Genomic DNA, 21241 nt, shown 5'->3' with positions numbered 1-21241 from the left:
GCTAATCAGATCAAACCTGAAACGGGGCCGGATCACCCTTGCCCACCCGCGTAACTTCAGGCACATCACCGGTAAAGTTGACCACCGTGGTAGCCTCCATACCGCAGAAGCCGCCATCAATAATCAGATCAAGCTCATGCCCGAGGGTCTCGCGAATATCGTAAGGATCGGTCAAAGGTTCGGTTTCACCCGGCAGAATCAGGGTGCTGCTCATAATCGGCTCACCCAGCTCACCCAGCAATTCCCGAACAATCTCGTTGTCCGGAACCCGGATGCCGATAGACCGCCGTTTGGGATGCAGCAACCGGCGAGGCACCTCGCTGGTCGCGTCCAGAATGAAGGTGTAGGGGCCCGGCGTGAAATTCTTCAGTAACCGGTACTGGGTATTGTCTACCTTGGCATAAACCCCGATGTCTGACAGGTCACGACACACCAGGGTGAAGTTGTGCTTGTCGTCCAGGCGCCGAATCCGCTTGATACGGTCTGCCGCCTGCTTGTCGCCAAGGTGACAGCCCAGTGCGTAGCCTGAATCTGTGGGATAGACAATCACCCCACCCTTGCGCAAAATCTCCACCGCCTGCTTGATCAGACGCTTTTGCGGTGTTTCCGGGTGAATCTGAAAAAACTGGCTCATCCATTAGCTCCTTGTTGAAGCTTCTTGTCCATTGCTGCATCACCTTTCGACCCGCCCATACAGTTGGGCGAAACCGGAGACGCCTGACCACTGGCCGTCCACTCTTCCGGCGTATACAGATGCAATGCCAGAGCATGCACCGGCCCCGCCAGTTCATCCGCCAGAACCTTGTAAATTGCCTGGTGGCGCCGCACCTTCATCTGCCCTTCAAAATCCGCTGATACCAGCGTTACCTTGAAATGAGTTTCAGAGTTGGGTGGCACCGAATGCATATGGCTTTCGTTCTCCACAGAAATCACGCTGGCGTTAAAGCCCGCGACCAGCTTTTCCTCTATGCTTTTCTGTACTTTCATAAAAGACCTACTCCGGACTTTAAGCATCAATGTCCCGACCTGCTGTGTAAACAGTTTACTACAGTACGCCTCGGAACCCCGAAGCCCTTGACACAAAAGCGCCAAAGCGACACATTCCCCTGCCAGCAACCAACCCCCAGATACCCATGCACCTGTACATCGCCGAAAAGCCAAGCCTGGCCCGAGCCATTGCCGCCGCACTTCCCGGCCCCCACGAGAAAGGCCAGGGCTGGATACGCTGCGGTAAAGGACCGGATGCTGCCACGGTAAGCTGGTGTATAGGCCACCTGCTGGAGCCCGCCGAGCCGGCCCGCTATAACCCGGCCTGGAAAAAATGGCGCATTGAAGACCTGCCCATGTTCCCCGAACCCTGGCAACTGGTGCCCAAAGACAGCGTGCGCCTGCAATTCAAAGTGCTCGAAGCCCTGGTTCGCAAGGCCGATCTCATTACCCACGCCGGTGATCCCGACCGTGAAGGCCAGCTACTGGTCGACGAAGTCCTGCGCTATCTCGGCACCAAGGCACCGGTAAAACGGATACTGATCAACGACCTTACCCCCAAGGCGGTAGCCCGCGCCATACAGAACCCCCGAGACAACCGGGAGTTCCGCCCACTGTCCCATTCTGCGCTGGCGAGACAGCGGGCCGACTGGCTCTATGGCATCAATCTCACCCGATTCTATACCCTCAGCTATCAAACCCGGGGCGAACAGGGCGTCTTCTCCGTGGGTCGGGTGCAAACTCCGGTGTTGGGCCTGGTGGTGGATCGAGACAACACCATCGAGCACTTCCAGCCCAGGCCCTGGTACCGGGTCGAAGCCACCTTCCAGGCCAGCGAGCCGGAGGCCGACCAGCGACCGTTCATTGCTCGCTGGTTACCCGGTGACGAATTTCAGGATCATCTGGATGAAGAAAACCGGTTGCTGGACAAGTCGGTAGCCGAGCAGATTGTCTCCGCCATCAGCGGCCGACCCGGCAGAATTGATGAAGCCCGGTTTCGCGATCGCCCGGAACCGCCGCCGTTACCTCTGTCGTTGTCTGCACTCCAGATAGAGGCCGGCCGACTATACCGGATGGGCGCGAAAGACGTGCTCGACACCGCCCAAAACCTGTACGAACGCCATCAGCTGATTACCTACCCAAGGTCAGACAGCCGCTACCTGCCAGAGGAGCATTTCAGCCAACGGGAGGCGGTGATTCGTGCCATCGCCCGTGTCGCCCCGGATTTGTCCGGATTCTGCGAGAAAACCGGGACAGACCGCCGCTCTGCCGCCTGGAATGACCAAAAAGTGGATGCTCACCACGCAATCATTCCCACAGTGCGGCCCGCACCAAACGGCAAGCTGTCTTCGGCCGAACAGAAAATCTACGATCTGATCAGTCGATTCTACCTGATGCAGTTTGCACCTGACGCCGTGCATCGGGAAGGCCGGCTGACGGTCGCGATTCAGGACTATCGCTTTCGCGCCACCGAGACAGCCGTGATCGAGCCAGGCTGGAAAACGCTGGAAATCCGCAAGCGGGAACCCGGGCAAGAGCCGGAAAAAGCTCCGTTGCCAAGACTGGAAAAAAACGAGCCGGTCCTTTGCACTGATCCCCAGACTAACGAGCGCAAAACCCAGCCGCCACAACACTTCACCGATGCCACGCTGCTATCGGCCATGACCAATATCGCCCGTTTTGTCGCCGACAACGAGCTGAGAAAAACGCTGCGGGAAACCGATGGCCTTGGCACCGAAGCGACTCGCGCAGCCATTATCGATACGCTGTTCCGCCGCGATTACCTGGTCCGGGAAAAACGCTTTATCCGCGCCACCGACAAGGGGAAATCCCTGATCGCGGCGCTACCGGAATCGATTCGTACGCCAGATCGCACCGCTGTCTGGGAGGCCACTCTCGAAGGCGTTCGCCGGGGCGAAGAGGACCCAAGAGCGTTTCTGGAATCCCTCAAAGATGAAATCCGCGGATTCATGGCGCAAGCGCCCGCTGCGGGTTTGGCGAATGCAGAGACGTCCGGCACCGCCATTCACTGCCCGAAATGCCGGGCGCCAATGGTTGAACGGGAGGGCAAGTTCGGTGCGTTTTTTGCGTGCACCCGATACCCCGCCTGCAAGGGCACCCGCCCCCTGGAAGACGATCAACCCGAGGACGGAACCAGCCAGAAACCGGTACCCTGCCCCCACTGTTTCTCGCCCCTGGTGCGGCGCAAAAGCAAAAAAGGCTGGTTCTGGGGCTGCAGCAATTTCCCCGGCTGCCGACAAACAGTTGATGACCACAACGGCCGGCCTGCGGTGGACTTACGGAATTCTACATAACGATACTGAACGGGAACTCATTTTTTGGGATAATCCCCGACACTGCAGGGTCTGACCAAGGGCTCTGCGCTACGGTATATAAACCAGGCAACACGATCGAGGGCCAGGCTTAATGCGCATTGCTCTGCTGGAAGACGAACACGAACAGGCGCAGCACATCCAGTCCATCCTTTCAGAGAAAGGACATCACTGTGACAGCTTTCCGACCGGCCAATCGTTTCTCGGTGCCGTTTTGCACCGCAGTTATGATCTGATCATTCTGGACTGGCAGATCCCGGACATGACCGGCATCGAGGTACTGGAGAACATCCGGGCACAGCTGAACTGGCCTGTGCCGGCCGTTTTCCTGACCCAGCGTGACAGTGAAACCGACATCGTCCGTGCCCTGGATGCCGGCGCCGACGACTATATCGCCAAACCGGCACGAGCGGCTGAACTGGTCGCGCGCATCAATGCACTGGCCCGCCGCAGCAACCCGGAAATCGAAAAGGAGGTTCTGGTCTTTGGGCCCTTCGAGATCAACACCAACCAACGCATAATTCTCCTGCACGGGGAGCCACTAACGCTCACCGACAAGGACTTCGACCTGACCCTGTTCCTGTTCCAGAACCAGGGCCGCCTGCTCACCCGCGAAATGCTGCTGGAGCGGGTGTGGGGATTGACCAGGGACATCAATACCCGCACGGTGGATACGCATATGAGCCGCCTTCGCAGAAGGCTCGGGCTCAACCCTGAAAACGGATTTCGCATCAAGACCATCTACCAGCGAGGCTATCGGCTCGAAGCCATCAAGCCCGGTGACGCAAACGAAATTCGGAACGATGACACTGCAAATGCCTGACGCTCTGAGCAAGCACCTGAAAACCCTGGCCTTCCTTGCACTGGCATTCATGGTACCAGCGACCACTGTCGCGGAGCTGTCAATCGCACGGGGTTCTGCGGTATCCGGCAGCCAACAACGGGACAATGCCCCGGAGTGGGTTTATACCTTACGCCAGGGTGATACGGTTGCGAGCATAACCCAGACGCTGCTTTCCCAGCAGACCACACAGCAACGACTGCTGGAGCATAATGGCCTGGCCAGCAACGCCAAACTCGGCGCCGGGGATACCCTGCGCATTCCCGTAAACTGGCTGAAACGTCAGCCCGAACCGGCCCGGGTGATTGCGGTCACCGGCAACGTGCAACAGATCTCCGGAATGGATGGGCGAAAACTCCCTCTGTCCGAAGATTCGATTGTCCGGGTTGGCGACGAAATTCTCTCCGGTGCCGGATCGGCAACCATTGAACTGGCCGACGGCTCGGAACTCCGGATCTCCCCGAACTCCCGCCTCATGTTCAATCGCCTGACCCAGTTTGGCAAATCGGGCATGGTCGACACCCGGCTTCGCCTGCAACGGGGCGAGGTTCACACCCGTGTTCGCCCGGTCATTGAGGGCGGAGCCCGTTTCGAAATCGAAACACCATCCGCTGTCGCCGCGGTCCGGGGTACGGTATTTGCCATTCAAGCCACCACCAACGGCAGCAGCGTGCAGGTTACCGAAGGTGTGGTGGACTTCGGCCAGCCAGGCAACACCCGCCGCATTCCAGCCGGCTATGGCGCGAGTGTTTCCACCGCCAACGGAGGCGCCCTGAATATTCGACAGCTTCCGCCAGCGCCAACCATGAATCCCTTGCCATCGGTGCTTACTCAGCTTCCGGCCGAACTGTCCTGGCAGGCAGGCGGTTACCCGGCCTACCGGCTGGACATTTTTGACCAGGCATCAGGCACCTGGGTACAGAGTCGTGATGTGTCTGGCACCCGTTTCGACATCGCCCAACTTGACAATGGCCGCTACGAAATCCAGCTCGCCGCGATTGATCAGCGCGGTATTGCCGGAATGCCCGGTACCGCGGAACTTGAGGTAGACCTTCAGGCAAAAAAGCCGGACCTCACCGCACCGGCTGATGGCGAGAGCGTGAACGACGACATGCCGGAATTCCGCTGGCAGCTTAATGGCGCCAACGAAGTTGCCCGGGTGGAGATCGCCGAGGATGACAGTTTCCGGCAGTTGGTGACAACCAGCGAGTGGGCGCCGGAAAGCCAGGCGCTTCCTTCGCGCCCCCTGAGCCCCGGCCAGTATTACTGGCGCGTGGTTACGGAGGCAGGAGGCAGCTCTGTTGCCACCTCCGAGCCGCGCAAGATCGTTGTTAACGGCACTCTGCCGCCAGTTCGGATTATCAGCGTGAACTATCTGGACAGCCAGGTTCGGGTGTTCTGGGAAAATATCGACACCGCCACGGATTACCGTCTGCAACTGGCTGAAGAGCCGGCGTTTCGCAATATCATCAAGGAAGCCGATATCGCCGATACCACTGCGGCCTTGCGCCTGATTCCCGGAAGAAGGTATTTTGTCCGCGTCAAAGCGCTTTCTGACGGCCCTCTTGCCAGTCGCTGGGGCCCGGGCAGGGAGCTGTATCTCGACTAACCTTCTACGACAAAAAGGCCGATGCGAAGGGACTGGTTACCGATAACAACAACACCGTGGTCCTTGGGCCTGCTACTCGTCACCACCCTGCTACTGATTCAGGCAACGGAGCTGCCGAGTCGAATCAATGACTGGATGTATGACAGGGCGATCACAACCTGGCCAGCGCCCATGGATGATTCGGTGGCCATCATTGCCATTGATGAGTTCAGCCTGGAACAGGTTGGCCGATGGCCCTGGGACCGAAGTCTTCATGCCTCGCTGATCGACACCTTGCGGCAAGCCGGCGCAGAAACCATTGTGCTCGACATCCTGTTTCCGGAAGCCGGGCCGGGCGATGAGGAACTGGCTAGCGCCATGGCCCGCCATGGCAACGTTGTTCTACCAGCCTATCTTACCGCTCCAACCCGGGAGCGGCTGATCAGTGAACAACTCCCCACACCCAGCCTGGCAGGTGTCGCAGGGGCGATCGGGCATGCCCATATCGAGCTGGACACTGATGGCGTCGCCCGCGGGCTCTATCTGTACAACGGCCTTGCCGGCCGGTTATGGCCGACCCTGTCACTCGCAGCTCACTTGCCAATGTCGAATCAGATGCAGGCGCAATTGCCGAACTACATCAACGTCCGGGAGGATTATCGGCTGGTGCCCCTGGCAGGCGGGGCCGGCACCTTACCCACCTACTCCTACGCGAGCGTGCTGAGCCACCCGCCCTCACCGCAGGAGTTTGCCGGCAAAACCGTCCTGGTCGGCGCTACCGCCGCGGGGTTTGGCGACATACTGCCCACGCCGTTTTCCGGTCTGAGCCGGCCAATGTCCGGGGTGGAATTCCATGCCAATGTCTATTCCGCGAGCAAGCAGAATATACTAATCGTGCCGGCGGAGCCCTGGGCCGCACCCGCACTGAATCTGCTCGTACTGTTGTTGTTAGCTCTGCTTCTGCCCCGCCTGCGCCCTGCTGCCACCCTGCTGGCATGTGCGACCATTGCCGCAGGGCTGGTAGCCGGTTATGTATTGCTGCTGATTGGGGCACGGGTTCAGCTGTCCGTAGCCAACGCCCTGATTCTGCCGATGGCCGCGATGCCCATTGCCAGCGCACTCCGGCTTGCCATGACCAATCGCTTTCTCAACCGGCAACTGGACGAGATGACCAGAACGCCGCGGCTATCCCTCCCTGAACCTTCGAACCGGCATCCTCACCAGCTGCTGATGCACTTGCGTGCGCTGTTCCAGCCACCCGGATGGCTGCTGGCAGCAGAGGGTGACCTGTTGGAAGTACAGGAAATGACCCTTGCCCAGGCCCCACCCACGGAGACGCCAGGACGATGGGAACACCAGCAGAACCAAAGCTGGATAACACTGATTCGTGGCGGCACCAGCTACCTGCTCGGCCTGACTCTGCCGAACGACCTCAGTCGGGAGGTCATCCAGCGCTATCTGAACCAGCTGGAGCTGGAGCCCCATGCAGACAGTGAACGCCAGAAGGGTCCCCGGGAAAACATTTCGGCCCGGATCGAGAAAGTGCGCATTGCCACCCAGAAGCTTGCTGAAATGCAGGCGTTTATTCGCCACAGTTTCGAGCACATGCCCGATGGCATCATCGTGACCGATGAATTAGGCGTTATACGGTTTACTAACCGTCACATTGAAGACTGGTTTTGCGAGCCTATGCCAAGTCTCAGCGGCATGCCTCTGGCCACCCTCCTTGATGGCCACGACCCCCGGGACTTGCCGCCCTGGTTCGAAACCATTTCAGAGGCGCTGACACTGAGACAAAGCCGAACCGTAGACCTGACATTGAACGGTAAAGACTTTCTCATCCACCTGGCACCTTTTGCCCTGCAAAACAGTCGCCAGTTTGGCATTATTGCCAACATCTCAGACATCTCCGAACTCCGGGAGCAGCAACGGCAGCATCGTGAGGCGATCGACTTCATCTCACACGATGTTCGCTCACCTCTGGTCTCTCAGTTGGCCCTGATCGAGCAACTGAAACGGGATCCCAGCCATATTGACGCCAACCAACTCGACCAGTTGGGGCGGCTGGCACGGCGTAGCTATCATCTGGCCGAAGAGTTTGTACAACTGGCTCGTGCCGAGCAACTGACCGAAACCCGGTTCTACGAATGCGAATTTCTGGCGATTGTTGAGAACGCTCGGGACAGTGTGTGCGAGCAGGCCCAGGAAAAAGGCATTTCGATCGTGCTGAACGGTACCGAAGATCTGTGGCTGAAAGGCAACGCCGAACTTCTGGAACGGGCCGTCATCAACCTTTTGACCAACGCCGTGCAATATAGCCCCCCGGACTCTGCAGTCAGCGTTCACGTCTATCAGGCAGCGCATCTGGCCTGTCTGGCCATATCAGACGAGGGCTATGGCATTGATCCGGAGGAGCTGCCCTTACTGTTCGACCGCTATCATCGACAGAAGCGCAGCGAGATCGCCGGAGCGCATGGGACCGGCCTGGGGCTTTCGTTCGTTAAAACGGTGGTGGAAAAACACCGAGGCGAGATCAGCGTAGACTCACGGCCGGGCGAAGGCACCACTTTCACCCTGAAGCTACCAATCGCAGACCCGATGTTCTGAACCGGCATGCCTGCTCAAGACTGGATGGTCTTGCTGACCGGCTCAGAAGGCTCACTCAGAAGACCGGCAGTGTCCTGAACCTGAATCGTGAAATACCAGGTACCAGCGTCAAGGTTATCGACCACATAGGACATCTCTGCCTCACCACTGGCGCCATCTACGGTGATCTCTCTGGACAGATCATCAGCATCCTGCCCGTAACGAATCACGTATCTGTCCAGCTCTCCCATCGCGATCGACTCACCGTTTACACGAGTCATAGGCGCAGACCAGCTCAATACAGCAGAGCGCTCTGCAACCGGCTGAGCACTGCCAACACTACTTCCGGTATCGGTTAGGCTGCCAGATTGAGTGGCGGATTCACTACCGCCGGAACCACCGCCGCCGCAACCCGCGAGCACCATCCCTACCAACAACGCGGCAATCCATGCCTTTGACATATAAATGACGCGTTTCAAGGTTATTCACCACCATATTTCCGTCGATTTTGTGAAATTCTATAAAATCGGCGCGAATGATGATGCGATAAACGTCATTTTTAAAGATAAAAAATCGTCATTTTCCCGTCACCATAATGCAAGACGGAAATCGGAATTAATTGAGGGGACACCCGGTACATCGCAGAGAAGCGGAAACAAAAAAGGCAGACCAGTAAAACTGGCCTGCCTTGCAAGAAACAGGGTCAGAATAAAACACTGGCCCCGGAAATGAGAAAAGCCAGCAAAAGCTGGCTTTTCTGGATTGGTAGCGGGGGCTGGATTCGAACCAACGACCTTCGGGTTATGAGCCCGACGAGCTACCAGACTGCTCCACCCCGCATCAAACTGTTTGTTAACCGGGCCACCCCTGTCAACGTGGCGCGTATACTACCGCCGGCCCCGCACCCTGTCAATCGATATTTTCAAATAAATCGGCAGGATAGTTCAACTCCTGAACAGGCGCGGACGAACCTCCATAAACCCCGACGGCATCCAGCGCCATCTTTACCGGCCGAAAGGATCGGCGATGCTCCGGGGTCACCCCAAGGCGATTGAGCGCCTCGAGATGCACAGGCGTGGGGTACCCTTTGTGCTGGGCGAGCCCAAAACCCGGAAACCGGACATCCAGCGCCTCCATCTCGCGATCTCGCGTCACCTTTGCCAGGATGGAGGCAGCACTGATCGCCTCAACCCGACTATCACCTTTGATCACGGGCTCGGATGGCCAGCGCCACTTCGGGCAACGGTTCCCGTCCACAAGAACGTACTCCGGGGCTATCGAGAGCCCCTCAACGGCACGCTTCATGGCCAGCATTGTCGCCTGGTAAATGTTCAGCTCGTCGATTTCACTGGCCTCGCATCGGCCCAGGCTCCAGGCAGCCGCGTTTTCCAGAATATCGTCATATAATCGCAGGCGTTTCTTTTCGGTAAGCTTTTTGGAATCCGCCAGCCCGGGGATAGGCCGCACTGGATCAAGAATCACAGCGGCCGTCACAACCGCCCCGATGAGCGGGCCACGCCCCACTTCGTCCACACCCGCCAATAGCGAGCCGCGATAGGAACACTGAAAAGGAGGAAGTGCCTTGGCCACCATCAGCTTCGAGACTCCAGCAGCTCAGACACCGCTGCCGCCGCACGTTCGTCAGCGCCCTGGCGCAGCACCTGGTGCAACTCCAGAAACGCCTGGTGCAGCCTGTCGCGTTCCTGTTCGTTTTCCAGCCTTTCCAGAACCGCCGCCCCCAACTTCTCCGGCGTTGCGTCGTCCTGTAACAACTCGGGCACCAGCTGCTCCTGGGCCAACAAATTAGGAAGCGCCACCCAGGGAACCTTGACCAACCTGGACAATATCTTGTAACTGAAATCGCTGAGCCGGTAACCTACCACCATCGGTTTTTTCAGTAACATAGCCTCCAGCGTCGCGGTACCCGACGCCAGCAGCACCACATCGCTGGCGGCCATCACCTCCCTCGAGCGACCACGAACCAGCGTGACAGGCAAGCTCACCTCCAGGGATTCAACCAGATCACGCACCTGCCGTTCACGATCCCGATTGACGCAAGGAATAACCAGCTGGAGATCGGGGCGGCGAGCCTGGAGCCAACGGGAAGCTTCCAGAAACAGAGTACCCAGGCGCTCAACTTCACCACCTCGACTACCCGGTAACACCGCCAGCACAGGTTTATCGACCTCCAGACCAAGACTTTTCCGCGCCGCCAGAGTATCCGGTTCCAGCTCTATCCTGTCGGCCAGAGGGTGCCCCACAAAAGACACCGGCACATGATGCTCCTCATAAAAACGGGCTTCAAAGGGAAACAGGGTCAACATAAGGTCGACAGACTTGGCAATCTTGAAGATACGCTTCTGGCGCCAGGCCCAAACTGAAGGGCTTACGTAGTGTACCGACGGGATGCCCGCTTCCCGGCATCGACGCTCGATGGCCAGTGTGAAGTCCGGCGAATCGATACCGACCACAACATCCGGGGGGGTAGTAAACAGATAATCCAGCAGACGGGCACGGATACTGAACAGCTCGCGGATTCGCCCGAGCACTTCCACCAGGCCCATCACGGAAAGCCGTTCCATTGGCACCAGCGAGTGAAAGCCTTCAGCGATCATTTCATCGCCGCCGATGCCGACAAAACGAGCCTTCGGGTAACGCTTTCTTAGCGCACGAATCAGGCCGGCACCGAGAATATCTCCCGATGCCTCGCCCGCAATAATGGCTATGGTTCGTCCTGAGAACGTGGCCGAGTTGGCCTGTCGATGTGTCACCAGCGGCCTCCGGCTGGCTTAACGAATGATGCCGCGATCCGCTCCCTTGAGCGAGTCAATCAGCGGGAGTACCTCTGGGACATCGGCAAAGTTGCGCTCCAGCTCTTCGATGGCCTGCTCGGTCGTCAGGCCCTGGCGATAAACCACTTTGTAGGCCCTGCGAAGACTAAGGAGCGTATCCTTGGCAAAACCACGTCGCTTCAGCCCTTCCACATTCATGCCATGAGGCTGGGCAGACTGGCCGCTGGCCATAACATAGGCAGGAATATCCTTGAGTACGATACTGCCCCCGGCAGCCATGCTGTGGGGCCCGATATGACAGAACTGATGAACCATGGTACCGCCACCGAGAATGGCATGATCACCCACGGACACATGCCCTGCCAGGGTGGCACAGTTGGCCAGAATGGTATGATTTCCGACAATACAGTCATGGGCCACGTGCACATAAGCCATCAGCAAGTTGCCATTACCGATCCGGGTCTCACCCCGGTCCTGAATGGTGCCACGATGGATCGTACAGTTCTCGCGGATAACATTGTCATCACCAATGACCAACGTGGTCAGCTCACCAGCGTATTTCTTGTCCTGGCATTCTTCGCCGATACTGGAGAACTGGAAAATTCGGTTGTTGCGGCCGATCACTGTCGGCCCCTTGATAACCACGTGAGAGAGAATCTCGGTACCTTCACCAATCTCCACCCCCGGACCGATATAACTCCAGGGGCCAACCGTCACGTTATCCGCCAGTTTGGCTGACGGGTCCACAATCGCTTGAGGATGGACACCCGACCAGTCATTTGTCGCCATCAAACTTCTCTCTCAGCGGTAAGTATTTCTGCCACGCATACCACCTCGCCATCAACGAGTGCACGGCAATCAAACTTCCAGATACCGCGCTTGCCAGAGATGAACTCAGACTCCATATCCAAGCGATCACCCGGTAAAACGGGGCGCTTGAAACGCGCTTTACTGGACCCAGCCAAATATTGTACCACGCCATCCGACGGTTTCCGTTCCACAGTCACAAAACCAAGAATTCCTGACAGTTGCGCCATGGCTTCAATGATCAGGACGCCCGGCATGATCGGATTGTCCGGAAAATGACCGGTAAAAAAGGGCTCGTTGAACGATACATTCTTGTACCCCTTGATCGACTTCCCTTTTTCGACCTCAGTCACCCGATCCACCAGCAAGAAGGGGTAACGGTGCGGCAGGTACTCCAGAATTTCATCGATGTGCATCATCTTGATCGGCCTCAGCCCTCTAATTTCTTTTCCAGTTCTTTAATCCGTCGCGCCAGAGCATCCAGCTGGCGAAAGCGGACGGCATTTTTTCGCCATTGGCGATTGGTATCCGCACTAGTGCCGGAAGAATACACCCCCGATTCCCGGATATCACCGGTCACCAGGGTCATACCCGTAAGGTGAACCTGATCGGCTATTTCGAGGTGACCAGCCACGCCAGAGGCGCCACCAAACACGCAGTGATTGCCAATTCGGGTGCTACCTGCGATACCAACCTTGGCCGCCATCGCGCTGTGATCACCAATCTGCACGTTGTGAGCAATCTGAATCAGGTTGTCCAGCTTTACGCCGTTGCCTATCGTGGTGTCGTCCAGAGCGCCACGATCAATGGTGGTATTGGCGCCAACCTCCACGTCGTCGCCCAGCACCACGGCACCGAGCTGCGCGATGCGATGCCAGACACCCTTTTCATTGGCAAACCCGAAGCCGTCGGAACCAATCACCGCGCCACTGAGAATATGACAGCGCTTACCAACCACCACATCATGAGCAAGCGTGACCCGGGGCCGAAGCACACTGTCGTCTCCAATACATGCTCTTGCACCAATAAAACCACCAGCGTCGACAGCCACCCGCTCACCAATACGAACCCCGGCCTCAATCACAACGTGCGGGCCTATGGAAGCAGATTCAGGAATACTGGCAGACTCATCAACCACGGCTGTTGGATGAATGCCTGGGGAAGCCTTGGGAGCCGGATCAAACCAATGACTGAGGTGAGCATAGCCCAAGTAGGGGTTGTCCAGTAACAGGACATTGGTCGGAACTTCATCAGCCACAGCCGCAGACACAATCACCGCAGACGCGCGGGTACCTTTCAGGTATTTGGCGTAGGAGGGGTTGGCCAGAAAACTGATCTGGCCCGGAACCGCTGCCTGTAAGGTGGCAAGCCCGGTAATACGGATATCGGGGTCTCCCCGGAGGCTCGCTCCCAATACCTCGGCAATCTCCTGCAGCCGAAAGGACTTCTGTGTCATCGTTTTCTCCAAACACAGGGGCCGGGGAGCCCCTTTCTACATCACTGGTTCAGTTTTTCAAGCAGTTGTGTGGTCAGATTCATCTCCGGCTTAACGTAAACCACCGCTTCGCTGGGCAGAATCAGATCAAGGTCATTTTCCTCCAGGAGCTCCTTCACAGCGGCGTCTACCTCAGGGCGCGCACCTTCCAGAAACTGCTGCTTGCGCTGGTTAACAGTAGCGTCGAGGCGCTGCTTGAGGAAATTGAACTCCTTTACCTTTTCCTGAAACTCGGCGGCCAACTGATTACGCTCGCTCTCGTTCATCATGGCGCCGTCCTTCTCAAGCCGATCCTTTAACTTGCGAGCGGCCTCCTGAGCTTCACGCACCTGGGCTTCGTCGCCGGCAAAATCCTGCTGGAGTTTTTCGCTGAAGGCCTGGGCATCATTGGAAGAGAACAGGGCCTGGCGCAGATCAACCACACCAATACGGGTCTCCGCCACCACCTGGGCCGAGAAGGCCATGAGAGCGGCGGCAAGGATAGTCATCAAACGGGTCATCAATCTTCTCCTTTGTTTCATTCTTTCTTTTTTTATAGCCCGGTCAGAACGTCTGCCCCAGTGAGAACTGGAAGACCTGGGTATCGTCACCGGATTTATCGTTCAGCGGCTTGGCCAGACTGAAAGCCAATGGACCTACCGCGGTGATCCACTGGAAACTGATACCGGCTGAAGTCCGTACCTCACCCAACTCAGGGTCAAAACCTCTTTCGGTATCAAACACCTGACCGGCATCAACAAAGAAAGACGTGCGCATGGAGCGGGAGTCTCCTGCAAAGGGCGTCGGGAAGATCAGCTCCAACCCACCTTCTGTCAGAACGTTACCACCGAACGGATCGGGATCCGAGAAATCGCCTGCCGCACGCTCCGCCTTGTTACCCAGAGAGTTTGCTTCATATCCCCTGACAGAGCCATAGCCCCCGGAATAGAAATGCTCGAAGAACGGCATCTGACTGCGGTCACCGTAACCGTCCCCATAGCCAATCTCAGTTCGCGCCCGTAAAACCCAGTTGGCCGAATCCGTCAGCGGGAAGTAAAAATCTGTTTTGTGGCTGACTTTGTAGAAAGTCAGGTCACTGCCCGGCACAGCGACATCCAGCGACAGAGAATGGCTGTAACCATTGGTTGGCAGTACCCCGCGGTTGAGCGTGCTCCTGCGCCAACTGCCAAAGAGGAAGTAATTGGTAAATGAATCACCTTCGTCGGCGATAAAGTCTCTTACTTCCTGGGCAGAAAATACGCCAGGCTTGATCTTCGACTGAGTCACGCCGGCACCGAAATTCAAACGAGTGATGGAGTCTGTCGGATACCCAAACGTTACCCGGCCACCGTACTCATCCAGCAGGTAGGAGGAAATATCCTCTTCCTCGTAATCGGTCTCACGGGCAAACAAACTGAAGCCCCGGCTTACCCCGTCCACCGTATAGTATGGATCCAGATAAGAAATATTGGCGCTTTTCACCGAATCGCTGACGTTCACACCAAACGAGACGCGCTTGCCGGTACCGAAGAAATTGTTCTCCGAGACCGAGGCACCCAGAATCACGCCGGAGTTCTGCGAGAAGCCCACCGACGCGGACAAGCTGCCCGTGGGTTGCTCCTGCACGCTGTAGTTCACATCAACCAGATCGTCGGTGCCGGGTACCGGAACCGTTTCGACATCGACCGTCTGGAAAAACCCAAGGCGCTCGAGACGGGTTTTGGAGAATTCGATGCGGTCGGACGAGGCTACCCCACCCTCCATCTGGGTCATTTCCTGGCGCAACACCTCATCCTTTGTGGACACGTTGCCGTCGAAGTTTACCCGGCGGACATACGCCCGCTTGCCGGGCTCCACGAAGAAGGTAACGGCAGTCGTGTTGTCCTCGCCAGGCTCCGGTACCGCATTTACGTTGGCGAACGCATAGCCTTCGCGACCGAGCCGGAACGAGAGCGCTTCGGAAATCGCCGTCATCTGTGCACGGGAGAATACGTCCCCTTCTTTTACCGGAATGAATTTCCGTAGCTCTTCCTCGCCGACAATCAGCTCACCCCGCAAACGAATATCCGAGATGGTGTACTGGGGGCCTTCATTAACGGCAATGGCAATAAAGACTTCCTGCTTGTCCGGGGAGATAGACACCTGGCTGGATTCAACGCTGAAGTCCAGATAGCCGCGATCAAGATAAAATGAACGCAGAGACTCCAGGTCCCCGCTCAGGCGCTCACGGGCGTATTTGTCTTTATTGGTCAGCGAGTTCCACCAGCTACTGGTGCGCAACTCAAACAGACCAATAAGTTCTTCATCGCTGAAATCCTCGTTTCCAACGATGTTGATGTGCTGAATGGCGGCGACAGAGCCTTCATTGATGTCCAGGCGAATGGCGACACGGTTCCTGGGCAACTCTTCCGCGGTGGCTTTTACCCTTGCGTTGTAGCGACCCTGGGCGATGTAAGAGCGCAGAATTTCCAGCTCCAACTTCTCCAGAGTGGCACGCCGAAATACCTGACCTTCCTCGAGGCCCGCACCGGCCAGGGCATCCATCAGCATTTCGGTTTCAATATTCTTGTTACCCTCGATCTCAATGGAGGAAATCGACGGGCGTTCCCGCACCGACAGAATCAGCACGCCTTCATCACGACTGGCCTGAATATCCGTAAACAATCCGGTCCGGAACAGATCCTTGATGGCTTCGGCCAACCGGGTCTCGTCCATACGCTCGCCGATATTTACCGGAAAAGCTGAAAACACAGAACCCGCTGAAACCCGCTGAAGGCCCTCTACCTCGATATCCGCAACCGTGAATTCATCCGCCAGCGCTGGCTTCATACCGGTTGCGGTAATTGCGAGGCCAACGGCTACAGCTAGAAGGGAACGTCTCATTCAGTTATTTCGCCTGGTTAATGTGCGGTAAGGAGCCCGCAATTCTCACAACCGCATCAGGTCGTTGTAAAGAGCAAACACCATTAAAGTCAGTATCAAAGCCATACCAATTCGTAATCCGAAGGCCTGAGCCTGCTCGGAAAGTGGTTTCCGCCGAATGGCTTCGATGGTGTAGTACACGATATGACCGCCATCCAGAACCGGAACAGGCAGCAGGTTAAGCACGCCAAGACTGACACTCAGATACGCCAGAAAGCGCACGAAGTCTTCGAACCCTGAGCTGACACTCGCCTCGGCAACCCGGGCAATGGTAATAGGACCACTGAGATTGGTCGGCGACAACAGCCCGGTAACCATCTTTTTAATCGCCACCAGGGTCAGACGTGTGTCGGCCCAGGTTTCGTTCACCGCATTGGGTATGGCAGCCAAAGGCCCATAGCGGACCTCCCGCAACAGATCATCGGGCCAGTTCACTGCGCTTACGCCGGCACCGACGAAACCAATCACCTGACCATCTTCAAGGGTTCTCGATGCCGGTGTTACCGGTACATTCAATTCATCGCCAGAGCGCTCGACCGTCAGCTCCAGAGTCTGCTCCGGGGCATTGCGAATATGCTCCACCAGAGCAAACCAATCAGAGACCGGTTCGCCGTCAACGGCAAGGATGCGATCACCACTTTGCAGGCCGGCCGCGTTTGCCCGACCATCGGCAGTCACCTCACCCAGCACCGCAGGCACATCCGGCCGCCAGGGGGATATCCCGAATTCCGCCAGCGGGTTCGGAGTATCATCACTCAGGCGCCATCCGTCCAGTGAACCAGCTACGGTTCCCCGGGAGCCGTCCAGGGAAATCTCCAGCGAAACCTGACCGTGCTCTCCCGCCCTTTCGAGCAGCCGCATGTTCACGTCTCGCCAGGAGGTCACCCTATGGCCGTCAACGGCATGGATTTCCATCCCGCTTTCCAGCCCTGCCCGTTCGGCAACGCTGCCCTGAGCCACCTCGCCAACCACTGGAGCGACGGTGGTAACGCCAACAACACTCAACACCCAGTAAGCGAGAATCGCGAACAGAAAATTGGCAATAGGCCCGGCAGCCGCAATGGCGATGCGCTGGGACGGAGGTTTCGAGGTAAACGCCTGCTCACGCAGCTCTTCCGGTACCGGCCCTTCCCGCTCATCCAGCATTTTCACGTACCCCCCCAGGGGGATGGCCGCTACCGCATATTCGGTTCCGTGACGGTCATACCACGAAAACAGAGGCTTGCCGAACCCCACGGAAAAACGAAGCACCTTCACACCGAATCGGCGTGCCACCCAGAAATGGCCGTATTCGTGCAGCGTTACCAGGATTCCGAGGGTAAGCGCCAGTGCCAGTACGGTTTGAATGATCTGCATAGACGTTCCGGTTTATGGCTGAATGAGCGGCCTGTCAGGCCCAGGGACGTCAGACAGCCAGCAGGCTGATCTGTTCCCTGGCCCGGCGGCGAGCCTCGGCATCTTTCGCGAAAATAGTGTCAAAGCTGTCCGCCGGCACAACGTCTGTGGCCGTCAGGGTTCGCTCTATAATAACGGGGATATCGGCAAAGCACAGCCGGCCTTCCAGAAACGCCGCCACTGCAACCTCGTTCGCGGCATTGAGTACCGCAGGCGCTGTACCGCCTGCAGCAAAGGCTTCGGCCGCAAGGCGCAAACAGGGGAAACGCTGCAAATCCGGGCGTTCAAAGTGAAAACGGCCAATGGCGAATAAATCCAGGGGCGCGACACCAGCCTCAATACGCTCAGGCCAGGCCAGACCATTGGCAATGGGGGTGCGCATATCCGGGCTTCCCAACTGGGCAAGCACCGAGCCGTCGGCATATTCAACCATGGAGTGAATGATGCTTTCGGGGTGGACATGAACCTGCACGTTTGCCGGCGAGGTATTGAACAGCCAGCAGGCTTCAATCAACTCCAGGCCTTTGTTCATCAGGGTTGCAGAGTCCACAGAAATCTTCTGACCCATTGACCAGTTAGGGTGGGCGCAGGCCTGGGCCGGCGTCACCGCCCGTAAGTCCTCAGCCGCATACTCCCGGAAAGGTCCACCGGAGGCGGTCAGAAGGATACGGGTAATACCCGCGCCGCAAGGGTCTCGCACCTTGTCTGCCGGCATACACTGAAAAATGGCATTATGTTCAGAATCAATAGGCAGCAGCTCGGCCCCGTGGCGCTCAACCGCATCCATAAACAGTTTGCCGGACATCACCAACGCTTCTTTGTTGGCGAGAAGAACGCGTTTGCCGGCCCGGACTGCGGCCAGCGTTGGCGCCAGGCCGGCAGCGCCGACAATGGCAGCCATCACGGTGTCCGACTCCGCCGAAGCCGCCACCTCACAGAGCCCCGCTTCTCCCGCCAGCACGCGGGTCTCGGGCATATCCGCCAACAGCGCCTTCAGGCGTTCAGCAGCTTCTGCATCGGCCATCACCGCAACGGCCGGTCGAAATTCACGGCACAGGGTTGCCAATTCATCCGCCCGGGTTCCTGCGGTCAGGGCATACACTGAAAAACGGTCTGGATGCCTGCGAATAACATCCAGGGTACTCAAGCCAATGGAGCCCGTTGCGCCGAGAACCGTAATCGAGCGTTTCGTCATGCCACGACCTGGCCGGCGGTCAACCAGCCCAACAGAGTAATCATCAGGGCAAATACCGGAATGGCCGCGGTGAGGCTGTCGATACGATCCATAATGCCGCCATGCCCGGGCAGCAGCTGACTGCTGTCCTTGATGCCTCGAAAGCGCTTCAGCATGCTTTCAAGTAAATCGCCAAGAACCGAGACAAAACCGGTCACCAGACTTGCCACCACCAGCAGCATGGCTTCCGCGACACCTGCGTTGGCCAGGAGGCTGGCCACAATGGCGAGTAAGGCCACTGCAGCCAATCCTCCCCAGACACCAGCCCAGGATTTACCAGGACTGACACGGGGCGCCAGCTTGGCTTTACCAAAGGCGCGGCCGGCGAAATAGGCGCCGATATCAGCCACCCACACCACCAGAAAAATATACAGAATAACGACCAGATTGTTGGCCACGTCGCCAAACTGGAAGCCGCCATTGCGAAGGTGATTCAGGCCCACCCACGCGGGCACCAGCACCATGAACCCCATCAGCGCCCTGACCGGGATAGCGCCCCAGCGCTCGGAGCCGGCCGGGTACCGCCTGACCAGCCAGAAACAGACCAACCACCAGGCAATCGCCAGCCAAAGCACCAGCAGTGCTGATACGTCACGCAAGACATAGAGAAGTGCCGCCATAACCAGCGCGTACCCGACACGCCCAGGCTGGTTTTCGATACCGGACATATTGGCCCATTCCCAGGCGCCCAACGTGATGATAACGCCGGTAAAAAGAGCGAAGCCCAGGGGCGGAAGGAAGAAAATGCCACCGATCGCAATCGGTGCCAGGATGAGTGCGGTAATGATTCGGGTTTTAAGCACGGTATTGGTCGCTTGGTCGTTATTGTTGTGCAGCGCGAGCAGCAATCTGGTCGTCGGTCTGACCGAAACGGCGCTGACGATGGGCATAGGCATCAAGCGCCTTGAGCATTTGCTCGCCCTTGAAATCCGGCCAGAAAACGTCGGAAAAGTAGAATTCTGTGTAGGCCAGGTGCCACAACAGGAAATTGCTGATGCGTTGTTCACCCGCCGTCCGGATAAGAAGATCCGGCATGGGCAGATCACCGATGCTCAGGTGTTCCTGGATCAGGTCATCGGTGATATCTGAGGGTTCCAGTTGGCCCGCCCGCACCTGCTCCGCTACCTTGCGGGTCGCCTGGGTGATGTCCCAGTGGCCACCGTAATTGGCCGCAATCACCAGCGTCATTCGGGTATTGTCACGGGTCAGCGCCTCGGCTTTCTCCATGTGCTCCTGGAGCGCCGGGTTGAAGGCTGAGCGGTCGCCGATAATCCGCAGCCGGATGTTGTTGCGGTGCAGTTTGCGGACTTCCCGCTCCAGCGCGATCAGGAACAGACGCATCAGCGCCGATACTTCATCCTTGGGCCGGCGCCAGTTCTCGCTGGAAAAGGCAAACAGGGTCAACACTTCCACGCCCTCTCGGGCACAGGTTTCCACCACCGCCTTGACCGCATCCACCCCGGCCTTGTGGCCCGCCACTCCCTTCAGCCGGTGTGCTTTCGCCCAGCGGTTATTGCCATCCATGATAATGGCGACATGCCGGGGGCAGTTATCTGCTGCCACCGGAATTTCTGCGGTAACTTTTGCCGTCATGAAATCCTCTGTGCGGCGGGACGACCCCGCCGCTGATCCTGCTCCTGAGCTAACCTGGGCGATTAAACCGCCATCAGGTCCTCTTCCTTCGACTTCAACATCTTCTCGACTTCGGCGATGTATTTGTCGGTGAGCTTCTGAATTTCATCTTCGCCACGGTGCTGATCGTCTTCGCTGATTTCCTTTTCCTTCACCAGCTCTTTGATCATGTGATTGGCATCGCGGCGCGCGTTACGAATAGACACCCGACCGTGCTCGGCATCAGCCTTCGCCTGCTTGACCATTTCCTTACGGGTTTCTTCGGTCAGCATCGGCATGGGCACCCGAATGATGTCGCCACTGGTGGCCGGATTCAGGCCCAGGTCAGACGTCATGATCGCCTTTTCAATCGTGGGCACCAGATTCTTTTCCCAGGGCGCAACGGTCAACGTCCGGTTATCTTCCACGTTCACGCTGGCCACCTGCTTCAGCGGTGTTTCCTGACCGTAGTAGTTCACCATTACGCTGTCCAGGATCGCCGGATGGGCACGTCCGGTACGGATTTTATTGAAAGCCGAATGCAGAGCTTCCAGGCTCTTTTTCATTTTCTTTTCGGCTTCAGCTTTGATGTCGTTAATCACGTCAGCTTCCTCAATTCGTTCGTCTGGTTCCATGCAGGAAGCCGGCACTTCAGGCGCCGGCAGCCTTAT

Annotated in this window: 19 protein-coding genes and 1 tRNA gene; 4 read left to right on the top strand and 16 right to left on the bottom strand. The window is 57.6% G+C overall.

Features of this window, described 5'->3' with window-relative positions:
• Window positions 1-10: 10 nt before the first annotated feature.
• Complete coding sequence (locus ARC85_RS13530; protein ID WP_011785986.1) at window positions 11-634, bottom strand: L-threonylcarbamoyladenylate synthase; 624 nt, start codon at window positions 632-634, stop codon at window positions 11-13.
• A complete protein-coding gene (locus tag ARC85_RS13525) occupies window positions 631-987 on the bottom strand; it encodes a BolA family protein (protein WP_023008798.1) in 357 nt (118 codons plus the stop codon). Before ARC85_RS13525 ends, ARC85_RS13530 begins: the two co-directional genes overlap by 4 nt.
• Before the next feature lie 146 nt (window positions 988-1133).
• On the opposite strand from ARC85_RS13525, the gene ARC85_RS13520 reads away from it, so the two are divergent.
• The 4 genes from ARC85_RS13520 (at window position 1134) to ARC85_RS13505 (ending at window position 8356) form a co-directional block, all read left to right on the top strand.
• Complete coding sequence (locus tag ARC85_RS13520) at window positions 1134-3302, top strand: DNA topoisomerase III (protein ID WP_286715108.1); 2169 nt, start codon at window positions 1134-1136, stop codon at window positions 3300-3302.
• Window positions 3303-3414: 112 nt separating this feature from the next.
• Window positions 3415-4143, top strand: coding sequence for a response regulator transcription factor (locus ARC85_RS13515; protein WP_228223988.1), 729 nt, complete (start codon window positions 3415-3417; stop codon window positions 4141-4143).
• A complete protein-coding gene (locus tag ARC85_RS13510) occupies window positions 4136-5770 on the top strand; it encodes a FecR domain-containing protein (RefSeq protein WP_370230635.1) in 1635 nt (544 codons plus the stop codon). The genes ARC85_RS13515 and ARC85_RS13510 overlap by 8 nt, the downstream gene beginning before the upstream one ends.
• Window positions 5771-5791: 21 nt before the next feature.
• On the top strand, window positions 5792-8356 hold the full coding sequence (locus ARC85_RS13505; RefSeq protein ID WP_228223986.1) for a CHASE2 domain-containing protein: 2565 nt from the start codon (window positions 5792-5794) through the stop codon (window positions 8354-8356).
• Window positions 8357-8370: 14 nt separating this feature from the next.
• On the opposite strand, the gene ARC85_RS13500 is transcribed toward ARC85_RS13505, so the two are convergent.
• The 14 genes from ARC85_RS13500 to frr all read right to left on the bottom strand — a co-directional run bounded on the left by ARC85_RS13500 (window position 8371) and on the right by frr (window position 21172).
• Window positions 8371-8814, bottom strand: a complete 444-nt coding sequence (locus tag ARC85_RS13500; RefSeq protein WP_153741581.1) for a fibronectin type III domain-containing protein — start codon at window positions 8812-8814, stop codon at window positions 8371-8373.
• 284 nt (window positions 8815-9098) lie between these two features.
• A tRNA-Met gene (locus tag ARC85_RS13495) sits at window positions 9099-9175 on the bottom strand.
• Window positions 9176-9244: 69 nt separating this feature from the next.
• Window positions 9245-9928 (bottom strand): ribonuclease HII, encoded by a 684-nt coding sequence (gene rnhB, locus ARC85_RS13490; protein ID WP_153741582.1) that lies wholly within the window; start codon window positions 9926-9928, stop codon window positions 9245-9247.
• Window positions 9928-11106 (bottom strand): lipid-A-disaccharide synthase, encoded by a 1179-nt coding sequence (gene lpxB, locus ARC85_RS13485; protein ID WP_153741583.1) that lies wholly within the window; start codon window positions 11104-11106, stop codon window positions 9928-9930. The genes rnhB and lpxB overlap by 1 nt, the downstream gene beginning before the upstream one ends.
• 18 nt (window positions 11107-11124) lie before the next feature.
• A complete protein-coding gene (gene lpxA, locus ARC85_RS13480) occupies window positions 11125-11916 on the bottom strand; it encodes an acyl-ACP--UDP-N-acetylglucosamine O-acyltransferase (RefSeq protein ID WP_153741584.1) in 792 nt (263 codons plus the stop codon).
• On the bottom strand, window positions 11916-12353 hold the full coding sequence (fabZ, locus tag ARC85_RS13475; RefSeq protein ID WP_011785996.1) for a 3-hydroxyacyl-ACP dehydratase FabZ: 438 nt from the start codon (window positions 12351-12353) through the stop codon (window positions 11916-11918). Before fabZ ends, lpxA begins: the two co-directional genes overlap by 1 nt.
• A gap of 11 nt (window positions 12354-12364) precedes the next feature.
• Window positions 12365-13390: a UDP-3-O-(3-hydroxymyristoyl)glucosamine N-acyltransferase gene (lpxD, locus tag ARC85_RS13470; RefSeq protein WP_286715106.1), complete on the bottom strand. Its 1026-nt coding sequence runs from the start codon at window positions 13388-13390 to the stop codon at window positions 12365-12367.
• A gap of 41 nt (window positions 13391-13431) precedes the next feature.
• Entirely contained in the window at window positions 13432-13929 is a 498-nt protein-coding gene (locus ARC85_RS13465) for an OmpH/Skp family outer membrane protein (protein ID WP_286715105.1), read from the bottom strand.
• A gap of 43 nt (window positions 13930-13972) precedes the next feature.
• Window positions 13973-16291: an outer membrane protein assembly factor BamA gene (gene bamA, locus ARC85_RS13460; protein ID WP_286715103.1), complete on the bottom strand. Its 2319-nt coding sequence runs from the start codon at window positions 16289-16291 to the stop codon at window positions 13973-13975.
• A gap of 45 nt (window positions 16292-16336) precedes the next feature.
• Entirely contained in the window at window positions 16337-17686 is a 1350-nt protein-coding gene (gene rseP / locus ARC85_RS13455) for an RIP metalloprotease RseP (protein WP_286715101.1), read from the bottom strand.
• Between the two features lie 49 nt (window positions 17687-17735).
• Entirely contained in the window at window positions 17736-18920 is a 1185-nt protein-coding gene (gene ispC / locus ARC85_RS13450; protein WP_199451982.1) for a 1-deoxy-D-xylulose-5-phosphate reductoisomerase, read from the bottom strand.
• Window positions 18917-19762, bottom strand: coding sequence for a phosphatidate cytidylyltransferase (locus tag ARC85_RS13445; RefSeq protein ID WP_286715130.1), 846 nt, complete (start codon window positions 19760-19762; stop codon window positions 18917-18919). The genes ispC and ARC85_RS13445 overlap by 4 nt, the downstream gene beginning before the upstream one ends.
• Before the next feature lie 19 nt (window positions 19763-19781).
• The gene (gene uppS / locus ARC85_RS13440; protein WP_286715099.1) at window positions 19782-20552 is read right to left on the bottom strand and encodes a polyprenyl diphosphate synthase; all 771 of its coding nucleotides are present in this window, start codon (window positions 20550-20552) and stop codon (window positions 19782-19784) included.
• Between the two features lie 62 nt (window positions 20553-20614).
• Window positions 20615-21172 (bottom strand): ribosome recycling factor, encoded by a 558-nt coding sequence (frr, locus tag ARC85_RS13435; protein ID WP_031210096.1) that lies wholly within the window; start codon window positions 21170-21172, stop codon window positions 20615-20617.
• Window positions 21173-21241 lie beyond the last annotated feature (69 nt).

This window comes from Marinobacter sp. tcs-11 (assembly GCF_002049515.1).
GTDB lineage: Bacteria > Pseudomonadota > Gammaproteobacteria > Pseudomonadales > Oleiphilaceae > Marinobacter > Marinobacter nauticus.
The sequence above is the reverse complement of the archived record's forward strand: the minus strand, read 5'-3'. Positions and strand labels throughout refer to the sequence as shown.